This window comes from Streptomyces sp. ADI96-02 (assembly GCF_003846185.1).
Taxonomy (GTDB): Bacteria; Actinomycetota; Actinomycetes; order Streptomycetales; family Streptomycetaceae; genus Streptomyces.
In genome coordinates, this window is record NZ_ML123034.1 from 330,670 (window position 1) to 351,922 (window position 21,253).

The following is a 21,253-nucleotide window of genomic DNA, read 5'->3' on the forward strand; positions in this document are numbered from 1 at the left end:
GGGGCGGTCGGGGCGGTCGCGGCCAGGACGTGGTGGCGGCCGATCGGAAGCATCAGGGGACGGCCGGACACCGGGTCCTCGACGATGCGGCTGTCGAGGCCGAACACGGCCCGTACGTTCTCCTCGGTCAGCACCTCGGCCGGGGAGCCCGACGCGTGCAGCCGTCCGTCGGCGAGGGCGATGAGGTGGTCCGTGTACCGGGCGGCGAGGTTGAGGTCGTGCAGCACCATCACGATCGTGGTGCCGCGCGAGCGGTTGAGGTCGGTCAGCAGGTCGAGGACTTCGATCTGGTGGCTGGCGTCCAGGAAGGTGGTGGGTTCGTCCAGCAGCAGCAGATCGGTCTGCTGGGCCAGGGCCATGGCGATCCACACCCGCTGGCGCTGCCCTCCGGACAGTTCGTCGACGGAGCGGTCGGCGAGCGCTTCGGTGTGCGTCGCCTCCAGCGCGGACGCCACGGCGGCGTCGTCGTTGGCGTTCCAGCGGGAGAAGACGCCCTGGTGCGGGTGGCGTCCCCGGCCGACCAGGTCCGAGACGGTGATGCCCTCCGGGGCGATCGGCGACTGCGGCAACAGGCCGAGTGTGCGGGCGAGTTCCTTGGCGGCGAAGCGGTGCACCGCCTTGCCGTCCAGGACGACCCGGCCCTCGCGGGGCGCCAGCAGGCGGGACATCGAGCGCAGCAGCGTGGACTTGCCGCAGGCGTTCGCGCCGACGATCACCGTGATCCGGCCGGGCGGTACGGCCAGGTCCAGCGAGGCGACGACCGTCCGGTCGCCGTAGCCCAGGGTGAGACTTTCGGCGCCGAGTCGGTGGTTGGTGGTCATAGCGAGCCTCCCGCCCGGTTGGTGCGGATGATCAGGTAGACGAGGTACGGGGCGCCGAGGACGCCGGTGACGACGCCGACGGGATAGCGCTCGCCGAAGGCGAACTGGCCGCAGAAGTCGGCGACGAGCACCAGCAGAGCGCCGACGAGTCCGGCCGGCACCAGCAGCGAGCGGCCCGCGCCGGCGATCCGGGCCGCGATGGGGCCGGAGAGGAACGCCACGAACGCGATCGGTCCGGCCGCCGCCGTGGCGAAGGCGATCAGCCCGACGGCGGCGACGATCACGATGACGCGGGTCCGTTCGACGCGGACGCCGAGGGCGGCGGCGGTGTCGTCGCCGAGTTGCAGCGCGGAGAGGTCGCGCGACCGGGCCAGCAGCAGCGGGGTCAGCACGGACGCGGCGGCCAGCGCGGGGACCGCCTGCCCCCAGGTGGCCCCGTTGAGGCTGCCGGTCAGCCACCGCATGGCCTCCTGGAGGTCCCACTCGGCGGCCCGGGACAGCACGTAGGACGTGATGCTGTCGAGCATCGCGGAGATGCCGATGCCGATGAGGATGAGCCGGGTGCCGACGACTCCGCCGCGGAACGCCAGGGAGTAGACCAGCAGGGCCACGCCGAGACCGGCGGCGATGGCGAGGACGGACACCTGCACCTCGCCGAGGGACAGGGTGACGATCGCGATCGCCGCGGCGGCGCTCGCCCCGGAGCTGATGCCGATGATGTCGGGGCTGGCGAGCGGATTGCGGAGCATCGTCTGGAAGGTGACGCCCGCCAGGCCGAAGCTGAACCCGGCCACGGCGGCGAGGACCGCGCGCGGCAGGCGCAGGCGTCCGACCGTGAACGACGCTCCCGGCACCTGCTCGCCGAGGATCACGCGGAACACGTCGCCGGGCGGGTAGAACGTCCTGCCCGCCATCAGGGTCACGGTGAACACGGCGACGACCAGGACGGCCAGGACGAGGACGACGAGGCGTCGGCGGGCGGCGCCGCGGACACGTCGGCGGGTGGCCGCCTCGACGGAGGCGGGCCGCGTCATGACGGGGGCGCTCACAGGGCACGCACCTTCTGCCGGCGGACGATGTAGATGAAGAAGGGCGCGCCGATCAGGGCGGTCACGATGCCCACGTCGATCTCGGCGGGGCGCGCCACGACCCGGCCGACGACGTCGGCGGCGGTGAGCAGTACGGCGCCCAGGAGCGCGGAGAGCGGCAGCAGCCAGCGGTGGTCGACGCCGACGAGGAGTCGGCAGGCGTGCGGTACCACCAGGCCGACGAATCCGATCGGGCCGGCGACCGCGGTCGCCGCTCCGCACAGCAGTACGGCTCCGAGCGCGGCCACCGCCCGTGCGACGGCGACGCGTTCGCCGAGTCCGGCGGCGAGTTCGTCGCCGAGCGCGAGCGAGTTCAGGGCGCGGGCCGAGAGCAGGCAGACGGCGAAGCCGACCGCGAGGAAGGGCAGTACCTGTCCGACGCGTTCGAAGGAGGCGCCGCCCACGCCGCCGATCTGCCAGAGCTTGAAGCTTCCGGCGATGTCGTTGCGGGGCAGCACGACGGCACTGACGAGCGAGGCGAACGCCGCGGACGTGGCCGCCCCGGCGAGCGCCAGCTTCAGAGGGGTCGCGCCGCCGCGCCCGAGTGTGCCGACCGTGTAGACGAACAGGGCGGAGAGGGCGGCGCCCGCGGTCGCGACCCAGATGTATCCGGTGGGCGAGGTGAGCCCGAAGAACGCGACCGCCGTGACGACGGCGAGCGAGGCGCCCATGTTGACGCCGAGAATGCCCGGGTCGGCCAGCGGGTTGCGGGTCACGCCCTGCATCACGCCGCCCGCGAGCCCGAGCGCGGCGCCGATCACGACAGCCAGGACGGTACGCGGGATCCGCTTGGTGGCGGCGGCCTGCCCCAGTGTTCCGTCGGCGCCGGCGAGTGCCGCCCGGACGTCGGACCAGGGGACGTCGCGGGAGCCGAACGCGACGGACGCCACCATGACCGCGGCCAGCGCCAGCACGGCGAGGAGGAGCCAGAGCGTGCGGACGCCCGCCGGACGCCGGATCGCGGCGGCGTCCGACGGGCTCCGGGTGCCGACCGCCGTCACTTGACCTTGTCCGCGGCCTCGGCGAGTGCGGCGGCGTAGTCGTCCAGCACGTAACCGATCGACAGCGGCGTGGGGTTGGCCGCGGTGGCCAGGGGGCTGCTGCCGGGCAGGAGGTAGGCCGAGCCGCGTCCGATGGCGGGGATCTTCGAGAGGAGCGGGTCCTTGGAGATCGTCTTGAGCAGCTCGCCCGTGTCGTCGCCGTAGCCGGTGATGATGTCGACGTCGTCGAACGCGTCGATCTGCTCGGCGCTCTTGGTGAGGGCGAACTTGTCCGTTCCCTCGGACGCCTCGGCGATGGAGCCGGGGATCTTCATGCCGAGGTCCTGGAAGAACTGCGTGCGGGTGTCGTGCGTGGTGTAGAAGCCGACCTGGCTGACGTCGTTGGGGTCGACGTGCGTCATGAACATCGCCGACTTGCCCTTGAGCTGCGGGTACTTGGCGGCCGTCCTGGCTATCTCCCCGTCCAGCTCGGTGATCAGCTTCTCGCCCTCGTCCGCGAGTCCGATGGCCTTGCTGTTCTGGCGGACGATCTCGCGCCACGGCGTCGCCCAGGCGGCGTCGGGGTAGGCGACGACGGGCGCGATCTCGCTCAGCGTGTCGTAGTCCTTGCGGGTCAGCCCGGAGTACGCGGCCAGGATCACGTCGGGCTCGGTGTCGGCCACGGCCTCGAAGTCGATGCCGTCGGCCTCGTCGAACAGTACCGGCGTCTTGGCCTTGAGCTGGTCGAGCCGCTCCTCGACCCAGGGCAGCACGCCGTCCTTGTCGTCGTCGCCGAAGTCGGCGGAGGCCATGCCCACCGGCACGACGCCGAGCGCCAGGGGCACTTCGTGGTTGGCCCAGTTGACGGTGGCGACGCGCTTCGGCTTGGCCGGAATGGTGGTCTTGCCCAGAGCGTGCTCGACGGTCAGGGGGAATCCGCCCGAAGCGCTCTCCTCGCCCTTCTTGTCGGAGTCGGCGGTACCGCCGCAGGCGGCGACGCCGAAGAGGGCGGCTGCCGCGACGACGAGGCGGAGGCGGTGTGAAGACATGGGTGTGTACCCGGCTTTCCGGATGTCGGGGGCCGCTTCTGGCACGTCCGGGGCATGGACTGCCTGCCGTGGAGTGGTGCACCACACGGCGCACAAGCGGCTTAGGTAAGGCTTGCCTTGGCACTTTATGAGACAGGGCCATCTGTCGCAATCAACCGTTTGAGACACACGATGTAGCGATCAGGACATCCGCGGCAGGGCGTGGCCGCTCGCTCCCGTGCTCGGCGCACCAGTGGCGCGGTCCTCCGGGGCAACCGGCCGCGCCCTTCCCCGGGACCGGCTCAGACCGGCCGGAACGTCCCCGGCGTCAGCCCGGTCGTCCGCCGGAAGGCGACGCCGAACGCGCTGGCGGACCGGTAGCCGACCTCTTCGGCCACCGTCTCCACGTCCCGTCCCCGGGTCAGCAGGTCGATCGCGTGCTGGGCGCGCACGGCGGCGACCCAGCGCACGAAGCTGGTGCCGGTCTCGGCGCTGAACGCGCGCGTGATGGTGCGGGCGCTCACCCGCAGGGCCGCCGCCCAGTCCGCGAGGGACCGCTGGTCGGCCGGGTTCTCGCGCACCGCCTCGGCGATCGGCCGCAGCAGCGGCGACGTGGGGACCTGCACCAGGAGTTCGCGGGGCGAGGGGGTGAGCACGTCGAGCACCAGCGCCTCGGTCGCCGCCCGCGACCGGTCGGACAGCCCGGGTTCGCCCAGGCGTTCCAGCAGCAGGCGCAGCAGCGGCGTGATCTCGACCGCGACGGGCACGTCGGAGATCGAGGAGGTGGTGCGGAAGCCGAAGAAGCTGGCGCGGAACCACGTGCCCGCCGGGGCGGATCCGGAGTGCAGGGTGCCGGCGGGCATCCACAGACCGAGCGCCGGAGTGATGGTCCAGATCCGCGCGCCCACCACCGCCGAGGTGGCGCCCCGCTCGTTCCACAGGAGTTCGTGGAAGGGGTGGGAGTGGTCCTCCCAGACGGTGTCGTGCGGGACGACCTCGTCGTACCCCTCGATGACGAACGCCGTGTCCACCGCGCCGGGCGCCAGGGCGGGCAGCGACCTGGTCTCCCTGGTCATGCCCCTGCCCCGGTCTCCCGGGAGCCGGCCCAGGCGGAAGTGTCTCGCATCCGTTCACCTTAGGGCGTGCCGTGCCGGCCCGGTTTCCGGCGGGCGCCCGGGAAGCGCGCACTCCGGCGTGCGGTGGCGGTCCGCCCGCGCGAAGGGCTTCACCTGGAGGTTTGCGCCGGGCCCGTTCCGTCCTTCGGGTGAAGCCCCGGCCGCAGCCGCCCCGGGCGGGGTGCGCCGCCGTGACAGTGGTGTCGTGCGGCGGGTGCGAGCCCGGTCCCTCGGATCGTGCGGAGAGACGACGCGCGGACGGACGCGGAACGCGCGGAGAAAGGTGACGGGACACATGAACACAGAGGCCATCAGGCGGGTCGCACTCGTCTTCTCCCTGCTCGACACCAACGGCAACGGCGTCCTGGAGGCCGAGGACTTCGAGCTCATGGCCGACGGCGTCGTCGGGGTCGCCCCCGCGTCGGACCGGGCGTCCCAGGAGGCGATGCGCGCGGCCTTCCGACGCTACTGGACCACTTTGCGCACCGAACTCGACGCCGACGGGGACGGTGAGATCACCTTCGAGGAGTACGTCGCCTGTGTGCTGTCGCCCGAGCGCTTCGACGCGACGATCGGCGTGTTCGCCGAGGCGCTGGCAGCGCTCGGGGACCCGGACGGCGACGGTCAGATCGAGCGCCCGCTCTTCGTGGCGCTGATGACCGCGATCGGGTTCGAGCCCACGAACATCGACACGCTCTTCGACGCCTTCGGCCCCTCGGACCAGGACCGGATCCAGGTGGCGACCTGGGTCGAGGGGATCAAGGACTACTACGCGCCCGACAAGGCGGGCATCCCGGGCGACCACCTGGTCGTCAACACCGCCGTCTGACCGCGTCGGTCAGCCGGTGAGCAGGGCCGGGTCGCCGGCCAGTGCGGCGAGGCGGCCCCGCGGATCGGCGACGAGGCGGCGTTCGGCGAGGTCGAGGACGCCCACCACGCCGATGATCTCCGCGGCCACCTCGCCGTCCTCCTTGAGGATCCGCTGCTCCATCGTGAACGTCTTGCCCGTGCCGTAGACGAAGGCACAGGTGACCCGTACCCGCTCGCCGCCGCGCAGCTCCCGGCGGTACTTCACCGTGACCTCCAACTGCACCGGGCCGATCCCGTCGGCCAGCAGCTTCTCCTGGGGCAGGCCGGCGGCCCGGAGGAGTTCCCATCGGGCGTGCTCGGCGTACTGCAGGTAGACGGCCTGATTGAGGTGGCCCTGGGTGTCGAGTTCGTAGCCGCGCACGGTCACGTCAACGGAGAAGGTCATGATCCCGTGAACGCCCGGGCGCGGCGGGGTGTTCCGCGCGCCCGGACCGATCGGTGGCGCTGGTGGTCGGCGTCGGACTGGAGGGTACGGACGAGGACGTCGCCGGTCAGGGAGCCGGGCGGGGGGCGGTGGATTCGCGGATGACCAGGCGGTGGCCGGGGCGTCGGCCGCCGCGGCTCGGCGACTTCCGTGCAGGCGAGGCGTTCGACCAGGCTGTCGACGGCGATCCGGGCGATGGCCTGTTTGTCGGGGGCGATGGTGGTGAGGGTGGTGGTCCCGTACCGGCTCTCCTCCATGTCGTCGAAGCCGACGCGGCGATGTCGCCCGGGATGGTCAGGCCGCGTTCGGTGATGGTGCGCATGGCCCCGATCGCGATCAGGTCGTTGTGGGCGAAGACGGCGTCGGGCCGTTCGCCGCGGTCCAGGAGCGAGGCCATGGCGGCGGCCCCGTCCTCGCGGCCGTAGCCGTCGGTGACCTCGATGGCGATGTGGTCGTACGGGGCCTCGTACTCGCGCTCGCCGAGCAGCGCCAGCGGCGCCGTCTCGCCGAGGGCCGTCAGGTCCTCCGTCCCCAGGTGGATCGCCGGCCGTGAGGCGTGCGGTGGCGAGGATGCCGGCGAGCGCGGCCATCACGCCGCACAGGACGTGGACGCCGGTCAGGACGCGTTTGACGGGCAGTCCGGACAGCGTCGCGGCGGGGCGGTTGCCGCCGATGGCGACGATCTGCCGGCCGAAGGCGGTGCGCCGCACCAGAAAGGCGACAGCGAGGGCGAGCGGGACGATCACGATGGGCGCGACCTGGACGAGTTGGGATTGGCGGCACACGGACCGGCTCGCGGCCGGGGCAGGACGGGGCAGGACCGGTGCCGACGCCTTCGAAAAACCTCACCCCGCCCTCCCTGCGGCGCGAAACGCTCACTTCGGATGCGCGATCCCCCCGGTCCGTCCCGCCACCCCGGGGCGGCCGTACGGCGCGCAGCACGGCGGACACGGCACTGACCTGCGAGGAAGGGGGACGGGCCCCGACCGGTCGGCGCGGGGCGGCGGCGACCGGTCCGGGGCGCCGGTCACCGGGCCGGGCCGCGCCTGTCATGCACAGGATGAGGTGCGTAAATTCAGGGGCCGGTCGCCCCAGGACGTCTCCCGGGCGCACCGGCTCACCGGCGGGCGCGGCCGTCCCCGCCCCGGCGGTACGTCCTTTGGCCCGGCTCCGCCTCGAGAACGGAACCTTCAGCATGACCCGTCATGACCTGCGCCGCCGCGGCACGTCCACCACCCTGGCGCTCGCCACGTTCACCGCCGGTCTGGCGATCGTCGGCGTCTCCGCCCCGGTCGCCGTAGCGGCGGACCCCGTGTCCGCCCCGGCCCGGGCGATCGACCCGGGCAGCCTGGACCTGAGCCGCTGGATGAGCCAGACCGACGGCGTCATCGGCGACCGTCCGCTCAACAAGGTCATCATGCCGGGAAGCCACAACGCGGGCTCCTGGAGCATCACCGACCGGTCGGGCGTCTGCGACACCGCCAGTCAGGCCACTCTGGCGCGGGACCACCCGCAGATCGCCGCGACCCTGTCGATCACGCAGAAGTCCTCCATCAGGCAGCAGTTGGAGGGCGGCTCGCGCTTCCTCGACCTGCGGGTCTGCAAGCAGAACGGCCAGTGGTACACCTACCACGGCGGCCCGCTGGGCGGCCTGTTCTTCGACGACCCCTCGACCGGCCGCAGGGGCGAGATCAACGAGATCGCCGAGTGGATCCGGACCCACCCGAAGGAGATCGTCACGATCGAACTCAGCACCTCCGCGCCGAACGAGGACCCCGGGGCCAACAGCGAGGCGGTACGCCTGCTCGGCCAGGCCATCGGGACGTCGCGCATGGCCGACCGGAACACCCTGTCGCCCACCTCCACGTACAACCAGTTCATGGCGGCCGGCGCGCATGTCGTCCTGCTCGACAACAAGAACACCACCTCGGAGTCCTGGGCCTGGCCCGGCAGCCGGTCGGAGGGCCGCAACAGCTACGTCGAGAACAAGGACTGGGGCTCGCTGCTGAAGGAAGCGCTGAAGAACCCCTTCAAGCCGAACCCCGCGACGGACCTGATCAGCCGCAAGTCCATCGACCGCAACCAGCAGGTGCTGGCCAACGACAAGGGCGACCCGGCCAAGCTGTTCGTCCTCTCGGGAGCGGTCGACTCGGCGCTGGCCATCCCCGACGCCGTGTGGGAGGTCATCAGCCACGGTCTGGACTACACGCCCGACGGCGAGCCCTACATGCTGTACCTGGCGCGCGAGCACAACACGCGGCTGCTGAAGAAGCTGGAGGGCGACTGGCGCCACTCCATCATCGCGGAGAACACCAACGTCGTGCAGATCGACTACGTCGACATGGGCGGCAAGCGCGGGGACGGGACCACCGTCGCCTCCGGCCTCATGAGCGCGGCGATCATCGCCGACAACACCCCGACCACGGCTCCCGGCACGCTGATGGGCGCGGAGCGCGGGACCGGTGGCGCCTGGAGCGCCGCCGCGCCGCTGCCCGGCGCGTACGGCTCGTCGGAGTTCGCGGGCGGCGAGCAGGCGGTCGCCGCGATGCCGGACGGCTCGCTCCAGTTCCTGGCGTACGGCAACGACCAGCGGATGTACCACAACGTACGCCGGGCCGACGGGTCGTGGCAGAGCTGGGCCCGCGTGAACGACGACGCGACGGACAAGAGACTGGGCGGCGGCCCGATCGCCCTCACGAGCACGCCCGACGGCACGCTGCAAGCGCTCACCGTCGACAAGGACGCCAACCTGCTGCACACCCTGCGCCGCCCGGACGGCACGTGGCAGGAGGGGGGCTGGGCCGGCGTCGCGGACAACGACAGGCGGGTCATGAAGGCCAAGGACGTCTCCGTCACCGGACTCCCGGACAACTCCGTCAAGGTCCTCGCCTACGGCAAGGACGGGGCCATGCGCCTGACCGAGCGGTACGCGGACGGCGCGTGGGCCGCGGCGGGTTGGCGGACCCTGCCCGGGACGGGCGGTTCGCCGACCTTCGCCGGCAGCGACCTCTCGATCGCCGCGCAGCCGGACCGCTCCGTCCAGATCGCGGCCATCGGCCAGGACGGCCAGGTCTGGCACATGGTCCAGAACGCGGCGGGAGTCGGCTCCGCCTGGGGCAACCCGCTGTGGGGAGGCAAGCCCATGCGCGCCTCGGCCGTCTCGCTCGCGGCGCTGCCGAACGGGTCCACGCAGCTCATGGCCGTGGGCGCGGACGGAGTCGGCTGGCACTCCGCCCGCGCGGCCGACGGCTCCTGGACCGCGTTCGAGGCGCTGCGCGGCCCGTGGAACCGTGCGTTGGGCGGGACCGGGGTGAAGATCGCCGGACTGCCGGACGGACGGACGTACACACTCGTCAGCGCCCGCTGACCCGACGTCAGGCGGCCTCCTCCGGCACCGGGTTGCGCTGCCGGAGGAGAGACCGGTCGGCCTGTTCCCCGTCTCCAGAGCGGCTGTCCCGCGATACAGGCGGGACAGCCGCCCTCAGGGTTTCTGACGGGTGTTCAGTGCGCTCACCTCGTCGTCGCTCAGCGCCCTGTCGTAGACCGCGACCTGGTCGACCGAGCCGCTCCAGAAGTCGGCCCCGGCCCCGGCGTACCCGGCCCGGCCCACGGAGAGCGGCCCGGTGCTCACGTCCGCCGGCCCGGCTTCGGTGGTGGCGGCCGGCTTCCCGTCGACGTACAGCGTGATGCGGTCGCCCCGGCGGACGCCGACCAGGCGGTACCACTTCCCGGTCTCCGGTGTGATCTCCAGGCGGGCGCGCCTGCCGCCGGGCGTGGAGAAGGCGAACGCGCCCTGCCCGTACGGGAGGTAGAAGGGGTTCTCGGTGCGCCGCCCGTCCTGGCTGACGGCGGTGGCGTAGTCGCCGGGCAGGGCGTCCAGCGAGGCCCAGGCGGAGACGGTGCAGTCCTTCGTGGTGTCCACGACCGGTCCTGCGGTCCGCGCGTACTGGCCCGCACCGTCGAAGTCCAGGGCGGAGCCGCGCACACCCGGCGTCCAGGACGCGCCGCCGGTCAGGGCCAGGTGGGCCTTGTTGGGGCCGCTGCGCAGGTCAGAACCCTGAACAGGGCACGTTGGTGCGGTAGTTGTTCTCTCAAGGCACCGTCCTCGCCGAAGAGCCGAAGTGCCTCGCACCTGTGAGGCACCGCACATGGTCGAACATTGAGCCACAGCGCCAAACGGTCCACAACGGTCCTGCACAGAGTTCTTCAACGATGGAAAGCGGGTGCGGATGCCTCCCCGGGCATCGCTCCCGACGCCTCACCCGCCCGACGTTCCTCCGGCCTCCTCGACCTGCGCGAACCCCGGTCGGCGCGGGCGCCTGACGCCGCGTCGGCCGCGTCGCCCGGCAGCGCACTCATTGAAACGCGGTTTCCGGGGTACCCGGACTTCAGCCGGATAGCTCACTTGACGGGGTGAACGCGATGAATGACCACATTCTGATGACTTTCTCACCGGACGGGAACACCCGTACCGATTTCGTGTGCCGCCCGGAGAGGGCCGCCGACGCGCGGGACGCCGTCAGCGCCTTCGTCGCGCGGCTCCATCCCGCTCCGACCGCGCACATGGTCCAGAACCTGCTGCTTCTCGTCTCGGAACTGGTCACCAACGCCGTCCGGCACGCGGGAGCGGTCACGGCGCTGTGGCTGACCGCCGACCGCGCGGGCGTGCACGTCCGGGTCACCGACCCGAGCCCGGCGCATCCGCAGGACCGGACGCCCGACCTGACGGGCCGCACCGGCGGTTTCGGATGGCCCATGGTCCAGCGGCTGGCCCAGGAGGTGCGGGTCCGCAGGGCCCCCGACGGCGGCAAGGTCATCCTGGCCACCGTCCCCCGCTGACGTCAGCGGTAGGCGTCGGCCGCTGGCGAGAAGTGGAGAAGGGCCGCTGCCGGACGCCTGGGAGGTCGCCGGCGTCACCCGCCGCGAACGTCCCCGGGGTATCGCCGAGATGAGCCCAAGAGGGCCACGGAATGATCTTGAAGCTGTGAAGGCCCGGCCCAACTCGGCGAACAGACTTGATGCCTTCAACATCAAAGGGCTTCCGGCCGGGGAGACGGCGGAGGCTTTCGCTGCTCCCCTGGTCACCCGCGCTGCCCCGCCCGCTCGGCAACCTCACTCATCCGGTGGTCGAGCAGGTCCCCGACCCCCACCCCGGACCCGGTGAGATTCGTGTCCGCGTCGCGGCGGCCGGCGTCAATCCCATCGACTGGAAGCTGCGCTCCGGCGCCCCGCACCAGATCTTCCCCCTGGATCTGCCCGACATTCCCGGGCGCGAAGGCGCCGGTGTGGTCGACGAGATCGGCGACGGAGTGCGGGGGGTGGGCATCGGCGACCGGGTCCTCGGACTGGGCTGCGTTACGGCCGGCAGCGCCTGGGCACGCATGTGGTCAACGCGGTGACCGACTCCACCCTCCTGTCCGCAGCCGCGGAACTGGGCGGGCAAGGCCGCCACACACCTCCTATCGAACGGGCCTACCCCCTGGAGCGGATCGCCGACGCCCACGCGCACGCCGAGCGCGGACGCACCCGAAAAAAGATCGTGATCCGCGTCTGAACAGGCCGATCTGTATCCGGACAGGCCCACGGGGTCGGCAACTCTCAACGTGCGGGTCTGCGTGGCGAGCGTCCCCAGGTGTTTCGGTGTCTCGTCGCGTCACGGCGCGGCCGTTCACCGTACGGCGTCGGGCCGCCGCTCGGCCGGGGCGGCGGCCCGCGTTCCGGTCCGGCCGAGGCCGGCCGCCGAGGCGGCGGAGTGCAGGGAGCGCAGGGCGAGCAGCAGGAATCCGATGTCGTCGAGGTAGACGGGGTCGGGCAGCAGATCCACCGGTGACACGGTGTAGATCACGGCCGCCCAGACCAGCGCCTTGTCGCGCAGCGGCACCCCGGCCCGCAGCAGCAGCTTCCTGGCCCGGAACACGCGGACCAGCAGAACCGCGGCCAGGGCCAGGGTGATCAGCGCGGCGACGGCGCCGACGGCGAGCCAGACGGTGGTGGTGTCCATGGCTCATCGTGTACCCGCTCCGGCCCGGATGACGAGGGCGCACCCGAAGTGTCGCCGCTTCGCCGTCCGGCGGGCGCGCCGCGCGCTCAGTGGGCGGCGCGGTGGGCCTTCCGGCGGCTGCGCCGCTTCAGCGTGCGCCGCTCGTTCTCGGACATGCCTCCCCAGACTCCGGAGTCCTGGCCGTTCTCCAGGGCCCATTCCAGGCACTGCGCCTGGACGGGGCAGGTCCGGCAGACCGCCTTGGCCTCCTCGACCTGGACGATGGCCGGGCCCGTGCTCCCGATCGGGAAGAACAGGTCGGGGTCCTCCTCGCGGCAGGCCGCGTGCGTGCGCCAGTTCTCCATGGTTCCCACTCCCGATGTCGATGCGTGCCGTAGGGCGTGCCGTACGGGCGTACCGTGCGGGTGACCGACGATCGCCGCCTCAAACACGTCGGCGGGGGTGAAAGCGATGCGATTCAGGGACGGTCGACCGGGCGGCGCAGTGCCAGGAGCGCCTGATCGTCCTGGATCCTGCCGCCGGTGTGCCGGCTGACGTCCTCGGTCAGCAGGCGGAGGATCTGCGCCGGAGTGGCCGGGTCTCCGGTCAGCGCCCGCCGGCGGAGCAGGAGGGGCAGGCGTACGGCGGCGTCGTAGAACGTCCCCGACTCGTCGCGCGCCTCGGTCACCCCGTCCGTGAAGCAGACGAGCGTGGCACCGGGCGGGAAGGGGAAGGCGTCGACCGGAAACGACCAGGTCCCCAGCGCGCCCATGCCCAGCGGCGGGGCCTCCTCCGACGGCTCCAGGACGGTGGCCGTCCCCCGGACGTCGAGCAGCACCGGCGGCGGGTGTCCCCGGTTGGCCAGGCGCACGACGGCCAGGTCCGCGTCGAACTGGGCGATCAGCGCGGTGGTGAAGCCCTCGTCCCGCTCCTGGCCCCCGCGCCGGACGCCCTCGCGCAGGAGGGCGCGCTCCAGCGAGTCCACCAGGCTGGTGAGGTCCTCCGCTTCGTCGGCCGCGTACCGGAACGCGCCGAGGTCGGCACTGACGGCGCTCACCGCCCCCAGCCCCTTGCCCCGGACGTCCCCGACCATGAGGCGCACCCCGTGCGGGGTCTCCTGTACGACGTAGAGGTCGCCGCCGATCACCGCCTCGTCCTCGGCCGGTACGTAACGGGCGGCGATCGCGAGGTCCCCGATCCGGGAGGGCGGCGTCGGCAGCACCGCCCGCTGGGCCACGGCGGCGATCTGCCGGGCGCGCCGGGTGCGGGCGTTCTGGCCCTCCAGCGCCCGGTTGATGAGGACGGCCAGTACCGTGACGGCCACCAGGGTGATCTGGTTGGCCAGGCCCTGGTGCCACCCGAAGGTGCCGTCGACCCAGGCCAGCAACTCGTGGACGATCATCGCGAGGATGCCGACGGCGACGATGCCCGCCGGCCGGAGCAGCGGAGCGGCGGCGACGGGCGCGGCCATCAGCAGGGGCGCGGAGCTCACGTTCCTCGGGGTCGACAGATCGATCACGACAGCCAGCACGACGACCCCGGCCGGGATCCACTGGGTCATGCGCAACTGCACCACTCCCCCACGCTGTACGGCGCGGCCCCACTCCGCATCCCGGCGGCGGCCGAGCGGACGCGCCCTCGGCGCTCCTCAGTCCGGTCAGTCCGGTCAGTCCGGCAGCGCGACACCGGCGGGCGGCGCGGCGGCGCAGGCGGCGTCGAGGCGGATGCGGTGGGCCGTGACGGTTTCGGGGTCGTCGATGAGTTCGACGCGCACCCCGGGCGTCTCCAGGACGGCCTGGTCGCCGATCTCGGGCGCGGGCACCCGCAGCAGGTGGACGACCGGCATGCCGGTCAGGGCGTGGGGCGGGTGGTCCAGCGGCACCACCTGTACGGTGACGTGCTGCTCGGCCATGGCCTCGGCCAGGACCTCCCGCTGCCGGGCCATCGTCTCCCTTCCGTCGACGACCGTGTGCAGGGCGGCGGCCGGGAGCAGCGCCCAGAGGGCCGCGCCCCGCTCGCGCATCCGCCGCCGCCGCTCCCGCAGCAGCTCGACGCGCCGCTCCACCCGGGCGGGGCCGTCGTCGGGGTACCGCATCCGGTACAGGGCGGCGGCGTAGGCGGGGGTGCGCAGCAGTTCGGGCACGAGGGCGGGGTGCCAGGTGCGCACGAGGCTCGCCGAGGACTCGACGCCGATGACCTCCTGCTGCCAGGGCTCCATCGCGTCGCGCCACCGGTGCCACCAGCCGGGCAGGCTGGCGGCTGCCAGACCTGCCATGATCGGCTCGGCGACGTCCGGCGGCGCCCCGTAGCAGCGCAGCAGCTCGGCGACCTGCCGGGCGTCCAGCCCGGTCTCGGCCCGTTCGATCCGCCGCACGGTGGCGGGGTGGGCGTCCAGCGCCTCCGCGGCGGTCCCGAGGCTCACACCCGCGCGTTCGCGCAGCAGGCGGAGCCGGACCGCCAGGACGCGGTGCTCCACGGTCGGACCGGAACGGGCTCGCATGCTTCCGCCTTCGCCGTCGGGCCCCGGAGCGGGGCGCTGTGGATTCTGCCACTTGCAAAGTACGCGTTTTGCACCGAGAGTGCATACATGTCGGAAATAGTCAGCTGCGCAGAGCGCGCTCCGGACCGCGGCTACGCCAGAGGGGCACACAGCTGGTGGGTCCCCCGGCTGCCGGGAGGAGTTCCGGAAGCCCGCCATCGCGTCCAGGAGGCGATGCGGGCCTGGGGCGAACCGGCGGACCGCGTCGATTCCGCGGCCCTGATCGTGACGGAACTGGTCACCAACGCCCTGCAGCACACCACCACCCGCCGGATCCGCTGCCGGCTGCTCCGTTCGGCGGACGGCGTGCGCATCTGCGTCTGGAACCGCGGCCGGGCCCGGATCCCGGCCCCGCGGCCCCCGGCCGACGAGGCGGAATCCGCCGACGCCGGCGAGCTGTACGCCCATCTGTCGGAGGACGGCAGGGGTCTGGTGCTCGTCGACGCGCTGGCGGCCCGCTGGGGCACCCGCGCGGCGCTGGCCGGTCAGCTGGTGTGGGCCGACGTCTGACGGCCGGGCCGGGCCCGCGCGCCGCGCCCGGCGGAGACCGGGGCGGCGGCCGGGGCCGGGGCGGAGCCGCGGTAGGGTCGCGCCGGGGTATCAGACCCCGGCGGGAGCCGTCCGGCACTCGGGGTGGCCCCAGCCGTTCGGGTTCTTCGCGATCGTGTCCTTGGCCGCGTACGGCCTGCCGCAGTGGCAGCGGCCCGCGTACCGCGCCTTGATCGTCGCCGCGGACCGTCCGCGGGACGCGCCCTTGCCGCTGTCGCCCCCGGCGGTGTCCGTGCGGCCCTTGGTCGAGCGGGCGGGGGCGGGCACCGGCAGGGCCGAAGCGCCGTGCACCGTGCCGGCCGGCCGCTGTGCGACGGCGGCCTCGCTCGCGGCCTGGTCGGCGAGCGCGTTGAGCGGGTCTCCGTCCACCTGGTGCGCGGGCACGTAGCGGAACGTCACCGTCCGGTCGGCGAGCAGGCCGTCGATCCGCGTGACCAGCTCGCGGTTGGCGACCGGCTTGCCGCCCGAGGTCTTCCAGCCGTTGCGCTTCCAGCCCGGCAGCCACTTCGTCACCGCGTTCATCGCGTACTGCGAATCCATGCGGACCTCGACGGGGGTCGCGGGGTCGGTGGACTCCAGAAGCTCGGCCAGCGCCGTCAGCTCGGCCACGTTGTTCGTCGCGGCGCCGAGCGGGCCCGCCTCCCAGCGGACGGGGTCGCCCTGCGCGTCCGCGACGACCCACGCCCAGGCCGCCGGCCCCGGATTCCCCTTGGACGCCCCGTCGCACGCGGCGATGATGCTCTCGTTCATTCCTCGATCATGCCAGCCCCGCATGACCGTCCGGACCTCCCCGGGCCCGGGGAGGTCCGGCGCGCTCGGGCGCTCCGCCGGGCCGGTCCGCTCAGGGGACGATCGAGTCGACGTAGCCGCCGTCCACCCGCACGGCGGCCCCGGTCGTCGCGGACGCCTGCTGGGAACTGAGGTAGACCACGAGATGGGCGATCTCCTCGGGCTCGATCAGCCGCTGGAGCAGCGACTGCGGGCGGTGCAGCCGCATGAACTCGCGCTGCGCCTGAGCCCAGGGGAGGTCCTTGTCGACGAGTTCGTAGACGAAGTCCTCCACCCCGCCGGTGTGCGTGGGTCCCGCGATCACGGAGTTCACCGTCACACCGGTCCCGGCGGCCTCCTTGGCGAACCCGCGCGAGACGGCGAGCAGCGCGGTCTTCGACATGCCGTAGTGGATCATCTCGATGGGGATCACGAGGGCGGAGTCGCTGGCGATGTTGAGCACCCGCCCCCATCCCCGCCCGGTCATCCCGGGCAGGTAGCGGCGGATCAGCCGGACCGCGCTGAGCACGTTCGTGTCGAAGTACGTCTGCCACTCCCGGTCCGTGATCTCCAGCGGCGGCCGGGCCCCGAAGACGCCGAGGTTGTTGACGAGCACGTCCACCTCCGGAAGCGCCCCGCCGAGTTCCGCGGCCCCCTCCTCGGTGGTCAGGTCGCAGGCCAGCGTGTCCACGGCGGCGTCCTCGACCTGGGCGCGCAGGGAGGCGGCGGCGGCGTCCAGACGGTCCTGCCCGCGCCCGGTCAGGACGACCGACGCGCCCGCCTCCGCGAGACCGGTGGCGATCGCGAGGCCGATGCCCTGCGAGGAACCGGTCACCAGCGCGTTCTTCCCTGTCAGATCAATACGCACGTCTCTTCAGCCCTTTCGTCACCACGGTCGCACTCTCACTCCGGGCCCGCACCACCTGCCGGGCGCACGCCGGCGTGCCCGACGAGAGCGGCGGCCGGCTTCCCGCTCCCCGCTCCCTGACGAGCACACCGTCGAGCCTTCCCCACAGCCGTACCCGCCCAGCCGCACCCGCATGCCGTCAGGCCGCCGCCCGGGGCTCCCGGCGCACCCAGCCGAGCAGCACCACGGAGCAGACCGCGGCGAACGCGCACCAGGTCGAGACGAACTCCAGCCGCCACCACGCCACGGACAGGGCCGCGCCCACCGCCACCAGGACTCCCAGGAGCCGCAGACCGCGGTCGCCGGAGAGCAGCAGCGCGCCGACCGTGGCGAGGAGATAGCCGGCGACGAGCAGCGGCGCGTACGGAAGGTCGAGGGCGTAACCGAGAGCGTGTCCGCGCACCTCGGCGCTCACGGGCCGGACGCTCAGCGCGTGGGCGAGGAACGCGGCGGTGACCGCACCCGACGCGAGCGGAGCCGCCAGCCGCCGCCGGGCCCGCTCCGGCGCGGCGCAGAGCACGCCCACCGGGACCCAGAGGGCCAGCAGCGGCAGGGCGATCACCGCCCAGGCGAGGGTGGCGGGCCCGCTTCCGCCGCCGGCGTGCCAGACGACGGACTCGACGACCTGGTGGGCCCCGAGGAGCAGCGGCAGCGCGGCCAGCGGGAGATCGCGGACGCGCCGGGCGCACACGAGCGCGACCGCGCCGACCGTCGCGATACCCGTTCCGGCCACCAGATCGGCGGTCGCGTTCCAGCACATGGCGTCACCCCGGGCCCGGACCCGCTCGGACGGGTCGTCACGCGGTCACGCTACGGCCACCGCGCCCCGGCCGTGCGGTGGCGCGACCGGGCGAACCACGCGCTCCCCGCGCCCTCTTGACCTGAATCAAGCTTGAGGTCCTAGCGTTCTCGGCGCACCCGGTGGCCGTGCCGGCCGACGGGATCCGCAGGCAGGCCATCAGAGACCGGAGCGCCCCATGGACATGGAAATCACGGCGTGGAACTCGCTGCACAGCGCGATGACCGCCCAGCAGGACCGGCGGCCCTTCTCCCGGGCGACCGTACGCCGCATCGCGGACTTCGCACGTCCTCATCGGCGTCAGATCCAGCGGTTCCTGCTGCTCAGCGTCGCCACCGCGCTGCTCGCGGTCGCCACGCCGATCCTGGCCGGGCGCGTGGTCGACTCGATCGTGCGGGGCTCGGACACCGGTACGGTCACCCGCCTGGCTCTGCTGATCGCGCTGATCGCGGTCGCCGAGGCCGGACTCGGCCTCCTCACGCGCTGGTTGTCGGCCACCCTCGGCGAGGGGCTGATCTTCGACCTGCGCACGGCGGTCTTCGATCACGTGCAGCGGATGCCGGTGGCCTTCTTCACCCGCACCCGTACCGGCGCGCTGGTCAGCCGGCTCAACAACGACGTGATCGGGGCTCAGCGCGCGTTCAGCAACACGCTGTCCGGCGTCGTCTCCAACCTCGTCACGCTGGTGCTGACGCTCGGTGTGATGCTCACGATCTCGTGGCAGATCACCCTGCTCTCCCTGGTCCTGCTGCCGGTGTTCGTCGTCCCGGCCCGCCGGACCGGGGCCAGGATGGCCGGACTCCAGCGGGAGGCCGCCCACCACAACGCGGCCATGGGCGCGCAGATGACCGAACGGTTCTCCGCACCCGGCGCCACGCTGGTGAAGCTGTTCGGACGCCCGTCCGAGGAGTCCGCGGCGTTCGCCGAGCGGGCCAGCCTGGTCCGCGACATCGGGGTCCGTACGGCCATGGCCCAGTCCGCCTTCATCACCGCGCTCACCCTGGTCTCCGCTCTGGCGCTCGCCCTGGTCTACGGACTGGGCGGGTTCTACGCGCTGCGCGGCAGCCTGGAGCCGGGCGCGGTCGTGGCGCTGGCCCTGCTGCTGACGCGCCTGTACTCCCCGCTCACCGCGCTGGCCGGGGCGCGGGTCGAGGTGATGAGCGCGCTGGTGAGCTTCGAGCGGGTCTTCGAGGTCCTGGACCTGAAGCCGCTGATCGAGCAGCGTGCGGACGCCCGCCCGGTGCCGGAAGGGCCCGTGTCGGTGGAGTTCGACCGTGTCTCGTTCGGCTACCCGTCGGCGGACAAGGTCTCCCTGGCCTCGCTGGAGGACGTGGCCACGCTCGACGACCGGGGCGGCTCCCCCGTCCTGCACGAGGTGTCCTTCCGCGCCGAGCCCGGCCGGATGATCGCCCTGGTGGGTTCCTCGGGAGCGGGCAAGTCGACGATCGCGCAGCTCCTGCCCCGGCTGTACGACGTTGACGCCGGCTCCGTACGGCTGAACGGCGTCGACGTGCGCGATCTGAGCGCCGACTCGATCCGGGACACGCTGGGCATGGTCACGCAGGACGGCCACCTCTTCCACGAATCCGTACGGGCCAACCTGCTCATCGCGCGGCCCGACGCGTCCGAGGACGACCTCCGGGACGCCCTGCGCCGCTCACGGCTCGACGGCCTGATCGCCTCGCTGCCCGAGGGGCTGGACACGGTGGTGGGCGAGCGCGGCTACCGGCTCTCCGGCGGCGAACGTCAGCGCCTGACCATCGCCCGGCTGCTGCTGGCCCGTCAGCGGGTGGTCATCCTGGACGAGGCGACCGCGCACCTCGACTCCACCTCCGAGGCCGCCGTCCAGGAGGCCCTGGCCGAGGCGTTGGAGGGGCGGACCGCCGTGGTGATCGCCCACCGGCTGTCCACCGTCCGCGCGGCGGACCTGATCCTGGTCGTCGAGGAGGGGCGCGTCGTCGAACAGGGCACGCACACCGAACTGCTGGCGGCGGGCGGACGGTACGCGGAGCTGCACCGCACGCAGTTCGAGCGGCCGTCCGACGAGATCCGGCCGCTCGTCGGCTGACCGGCTCAGGAGCGGCCGGCCAGGACGCGCCGGCCGCCGCGCCAGTGCCGCAGGGCGTGCCGGCCGCAACTGGGCCACGCCCTCGGCGGCACCCGCGGCCGGTGTCCGCCCGTCACCATCGCGTTCACCGGGCCCATCGGATCGGCCGCGAGCGTCTTGGCCAGCAGCACGCCGACGACGAGCGGGAGCAGGGTGACGGCCAGGGCGGTGCTCGCGGTGGTGACGTGCTGGATGCGGGGGTGGCGCGGCGCTTCGGAGTCCATGGGCCCATACGAGCAGCGGCCGGGGCCGCCGGCATCGGAGAAGGTACTCAGCGGCACCGTCCCGGCGTACTCACCCGCACGCGTGGCGCCGGAGCGCGCCGGCGTGCCTGACCACCGCCCACGCGCTCGCCGACCCATTGGCAATCACAAAGAACAAGCCGAATGAATGACTGGGGTGGCGCATTCACACATCTTCACGAGAAGGTAATGCGATAGCAAAGTTCTTGTCTATATGCTCGGTCGTAGCGGTATCCCCCCGCACATGCCGGAACGGCCGGACATGCCCACGAAGCATGCCCTCCCCCCGGCGAACCACAAGGTGAGGCGCAGCCCTCCCACCCGAACATCCATGCGGATTTCATCCGTGCATTCGTCAATATGACCCGACCACACCGCTTTCCGGAACCCCCGGACGCAGGAGGCAGGCCACCATGCAGTCACTCGTCGAACACGCCCGGACTTTCACCGAGCACGTCGCCGCCAACGCAAAGGATTTCGAGCGGCTCGCGCACGGGCAGGCCCCGGAAGTCCTCTTCGTCAGCTGTTCCGATTCCCGCGTCGTTCCCTCGCTGTTCACCGGCGCCCGGCCCGGTCAGCTCTTCGAACTCCGCACGGCGGGCAACATCGTCCCGCCCTACCCCACCCACGACCGCCCCGCGGGCGAGGCGGCGACCATCGAGTACGCGCTCCGCATGCTCCAGGTGCGCGACATCGTGGTGTGCGGCCACTCGCACTGCGGCGCGGTGGGCGCCGTCGTCCGCGGGGACGACCTCTCCTCCATGCCCGCCGTCCGCGACTGGCTGGCGCACGCCACCGACGGCAGAACCTCGGCGCCCGGGGCCGACAACCTGCCCCAGGCGGTCCAGGCGCACGCTCTGGCCCAGCTCGACACCCTGCGGGGATACCCCGCGGTACGCGAGCGGCTCCAGGAGGGCACCCTCGGCCTGCACGCCTGGTACTACGAAGTGGACACCGGCTCCGTCAGCGTTCACCGCCCGGAGAGCGGCCCGTCCTTCGGCCGCCTCTGACGGCTTCCCGCCCCCCACGCGCCCGG

General features: G+C 72.7%; 20 protein-coding genes and 4 pseudogenes. 7 read left to right on the forward strand and 17 right to left on the reverse strand.

Annotation, left to right across the window (positions count from 1 at the left end; translation table 11 throughout):
* The 5 genes from EES43_RS01415 to EES43_RS01435 all read right to left on the reverse strand — a co-directional run.
* Window positions 1–821, reverse strand: an 821-nt coding sequence (locus EES43_RS01415; RefSeq protein ID WP_164493099.1) for an ABC transporter ATP-binding protein, incomplete at its 3' end; no start/stop codon positions are given.
* Window positions 818–1,870, reverse strand: a complete 1,053-nt coding sequence (locus EES43_RS01420; RefSeq protein WP_124266949.1) for a FecCD family ABC transporter permease — start codon at window positions 1,868–1,870, stop codon at window positions 818–820. The genes EES43_RS01415 and EES43_RS01420, both read right to left, overlap by 4 nt.
* A complete protein-coding gene (locus EES43_RS01425) occupies window positions 1,867–2,910 on the reverse strand; it encodes a FecCD family ABC transporter permease (protein ID WP_124266950.1) in 1,044 nt (347 codons plus the stop codon). Before EES43_RS01425 ends, EES43_RS01420 begins: the two co-directional genes overlap by 4 nt.
* A complete protein-coding gene (locus EES43_RS01430; RefSeq protein ID WP_124266951.1) occupies window positions 2,907–3,938 on the reverse strand; it encodes an iron-siderophore ABC transporter substrate-binding protein in 1,032 nt (343 codons plus the stop codon). Before EES43_RS01430 ends, EES43_RS01425 begins: the two co-directional genes overlap by 4 nt.
* Before the next feature lie 281 nt (window positions 3,939–4,219).
* Complete coding sequence (locus tag EES43_RS01435) at window positions 4,220–4,993, reverse strand: helix-turn-helix domain-containing protein (protein WP_124266952.1); 774 nt, start codon at window positions 4,991–4,993, stop codon at window positions 4,220–4,222.
* A 334-nt stretch (window positions 4,994–5,327) separates the two neighbouring features.
* Here EES43_RS01435 and EES43_RS01440 point away from each other — a divergent pair, with 334 nt between their 5' ends.
* Window positions 5,328–5,861 carry an EF-hand domain-containing protein gene (locus tag EES43_RS01440; RefSeq protein WP_124266953.1) on the forward strand — a complete coding sequence of 178 codons (534 nt, stop codon included), beginning with the start codon at window positions 5,328–5,330 and terminating at the stop codon, window positions 5,859–5,861.
* 9 nt (window positions 5,862–5,870) lie between these two features.
* Here the strand turns inward: EES43_RS01440 and EES43_RS01445 are convergent, their stop codons facing one another.
* The 3 genes and pseudogenes from EES43_RS01445 to EES43_RS01455 form a co-directional block, all read right to left on the reverse strand.
* Window positions 5,871–6,287 (reverse strand): acyl-CoA thioesterase, encoded by a 417-nt coding sequence (locus EES43_RS01445; RefSeq protein ID WP_124266954.1) that lies wholly within the window; start codon window positions 6,285–6,287, stop codon window positions 5,871–5,873.
* Between the two features lie 106 nt (window positions 6,288–6,393).
* Window positions 6,394–6,867, reverse strand: a pseudogene (locus tag EES43_RS01450) (substrate-binding domain-containing protein); the annotation flags it as partial.
* Window positions 6,863–7,060, reverse strand: a pseudogene (locus tag EES43_RS01455) (ABC transporter permease); the annotation flags it as partial. The pseudogenes EES43_RS01450 and EES43_RS01455, both read right to left, overlap by 5 nt.
* 461 nt (window positions 7,061–7,521) lie before the next feature.
* Here EES43_RS01455 and EES43_RS01460 point away from each other — a divergent pair.
* Window positions 7,522–9,693: a hypothetical protein gene (locus EES43_RS01460; RefSeq protein ID WP_164493100.1), complete on the forward strand. Its 2,172-nt coding sequence runs from the start codon at window positions 7,522–7,524 to the stop codon at window positions 9,691–9,693.
* Between the two features lie 114 nt (window positions 9,694–9,807).
* On the opposite strand, the pseudogene EES43_RS01465 reads toward EES43_RS01460, so the two are convergent.
* Window positions 9,808–10,383 (reverse strand): annotated as a pseudogene (locus EES43_RS01465) (LamG domain-containing protein); the annotation flags it as partial.
* Window positions 10,384–10,748: 365 nt separating this feature from the next.
* On the opposite strand from EES43_RS01465, the gene EES43_RS01470 reads away from it, so the two are divergent.
* Both EES43_RS01470 and EES43_RS01475 read left to right on the forward strand, forming a co-directional pair.
* Window positions 10,749–11,165 (forward strand): ATP-binding protein, encoded by a 417-nt coding sequence (locus EES43_RS01470; RefSeq protein WP_124266956.1) that lies wholly within the window; start codon window positions 10,749–10,751, stop codon window positions 11,163–11,165.
* Window positions 11,166–11,416: 251 nt separating this feature from the next.
* A pseudogene (locus EES43_RS01475) lies at window positions 11,417–11,880 on the forward strand (alcohol dehydrogenase catalytic domain-containing protein).
* A gap of 114 nt (window positions 11,881–11,994) precedes the next feature.
* On the opposite strand, the gene EES43_RS01480 reads toward EES43_RS01475, so the two are convergent.
* The 4 genes from EES43_RS01480 to EES43_RS01495 form a co-directional block, all read right to left on the reverse strand.
* Window positions 11,995–12,327 carry a YkvA family protein gene (locus EES43_RS01480; RefSeq protein ID WP_124266957.1) on the reverse strand — a complete coding sequence of 111 codons (333 nt, stop codon included), beginning with the start codon at window positions 12,325–12,327 and terminating at the stop codon, window positions 11,995–11,997.
* Between the two features lie 86 nt (window positions 12,328–12,413).
* Window positions 12,414–12,671 (reverse strand): WhiB family transcriptional regulator, encoded by a 258-nt coding sequence (locus tag EES43_RS01485; protein WP_124266958.1) that lies wholly within the window; start codon window positions 12,669–12,671, stop codon window positions 12,414–12,416.
* A 113-nt stretch (window positions 12,672–12,784) separates the two neighbouring features.
* Window positions 12,785–13,882, reverse strand: coding sequence for a PP2C family protein-serine/threonine phosphatase (locus EES43_RS01490; protein ID WP_124266959.1), 1,098 nt, complete (start codon window positions 13,880–13,882; stop codon window positions 12,785–12,787).
* Window positions 13,883–13,972: 90 nt separating this feature from the next.
* Window positions 13,973–14,806: a Scr1 family TA system antitoxin-like transcriptional regulator gene (locus EES43_RS01495; protein WP_124266960.1), complete on the reverse strand. Its 834-nt coding sequence runs from the start codon at window positions 14,804–14,806 to the stop codon at window positions 13,973–13,975.
* Window positions 14,807–14,974: 168 nt separating this feature from the next.
* Between EES43_RS01495 and EES43_RS01500 the strand changes: the two genes are divergently transcribed.
* Window positions 14,975–15,355 carry an ATP-binding protein gene (locus EES43_RS01500; protein ID WP_277426085.1) on the forward strand — a complete coding sequence of 127 codons (381 nt, stop codon included), beginning with the start codon at window positions 14,975–14,977 and terminating at the stop codon, window positions 15,353–15,355.
* Between the two features lie 90 nt (window positions 15,356–15,445).
* Here the strand turns inward: EES43_RS01500 and EES43_RS01505 are convergent, their stop codons facing one another.
* The 3 genes from EES43_RS01505 to EES43_RS01515 form a co-directional block, all read right to left on the reverse strand.
* The gene (locus EES43_RS01505) at window positions 15,446–16,144 is read right to left on the reverse strand and encodes a ribonuclease H family protein (protein ID WP_124266962.1); all 699 of its coding nucleotides are present in this window, start codon (window positions 16,142–16,144) and stop codon (window positions 15,446–15,448) included.
* Between the two features lie 91 nt (window positions 16,145–16,235).
* On the reverse strand, window positions 16,236–17,030 hold the full coding sequence (locus EES43_RS01510; RefSeq protein WP_124266963.1) for an SDR family NAD(P)-dependent oxidoreductase: 795 nt from the start codon (window positions 17,028–17,030) through the stop codon (window positions 16,236–16,238).
* Between the two features lie 178 nt (window positions 17,031–17,208).
* A complete protein-coding gene (locus EES43_RS01515; protein ID WP_124266964.1) occupies window positions 17,209–17,829 on the reverse strand; it encodes a DUF6629 family protein in 621 nt (206 codons plus the stop codon).
* A 217-nt stretch (window positions 17,830–18,046) separates the two neighbouring features.
* On the opposite strand from EES43_RS01515, the gene EES43_RS01520 reads away from it, so the two are divergent.
* Entirely contained in the window at window positions 18,047–19,936 is a 1,890-nt protein-coding gene (locus tag EES43_RS01520; protein ID WP_124266965.1) for an ABC transporter ATP-binding protein, read from the forward strand.
* 5 nt (window positions 19,937–19,941) lie between these two features.
* On the opposite strand, the gene EES43_RS01525 is transcribed toward EES43_RS01520, so the two are convergent.
* Window positions 19,942–20,199: a hypothetical protein gene (locus EES43_RS01525; RefSeq protein ID WP_124266966.1), complete on the reverse strand. Its 258-nt coding sequence runs from the start codon at window positions 20,197–20,199 to the stop codon at window positions 19,942–19,944.
* A gap of 431 nt (window positions 20,200–20,630) precedes the next feature.
* On the opposite strand from EES43_RS01525, the gene EES43_RS01530 reads away from it, so the two are divergent.
* Complete coding sequence (locus EES43_RS01530) at window positions 20,631–21,227, forward strand: carbonic anhydrase (RefSeq protein WP_124266967.1); 597 nt, start codon at window positions 20,631–20,633, stop codon at window positions 21,225–21,227.
* The last annotated feature ends 26 nt before the right edge of the window (window positions 21,228–21,253 follow it).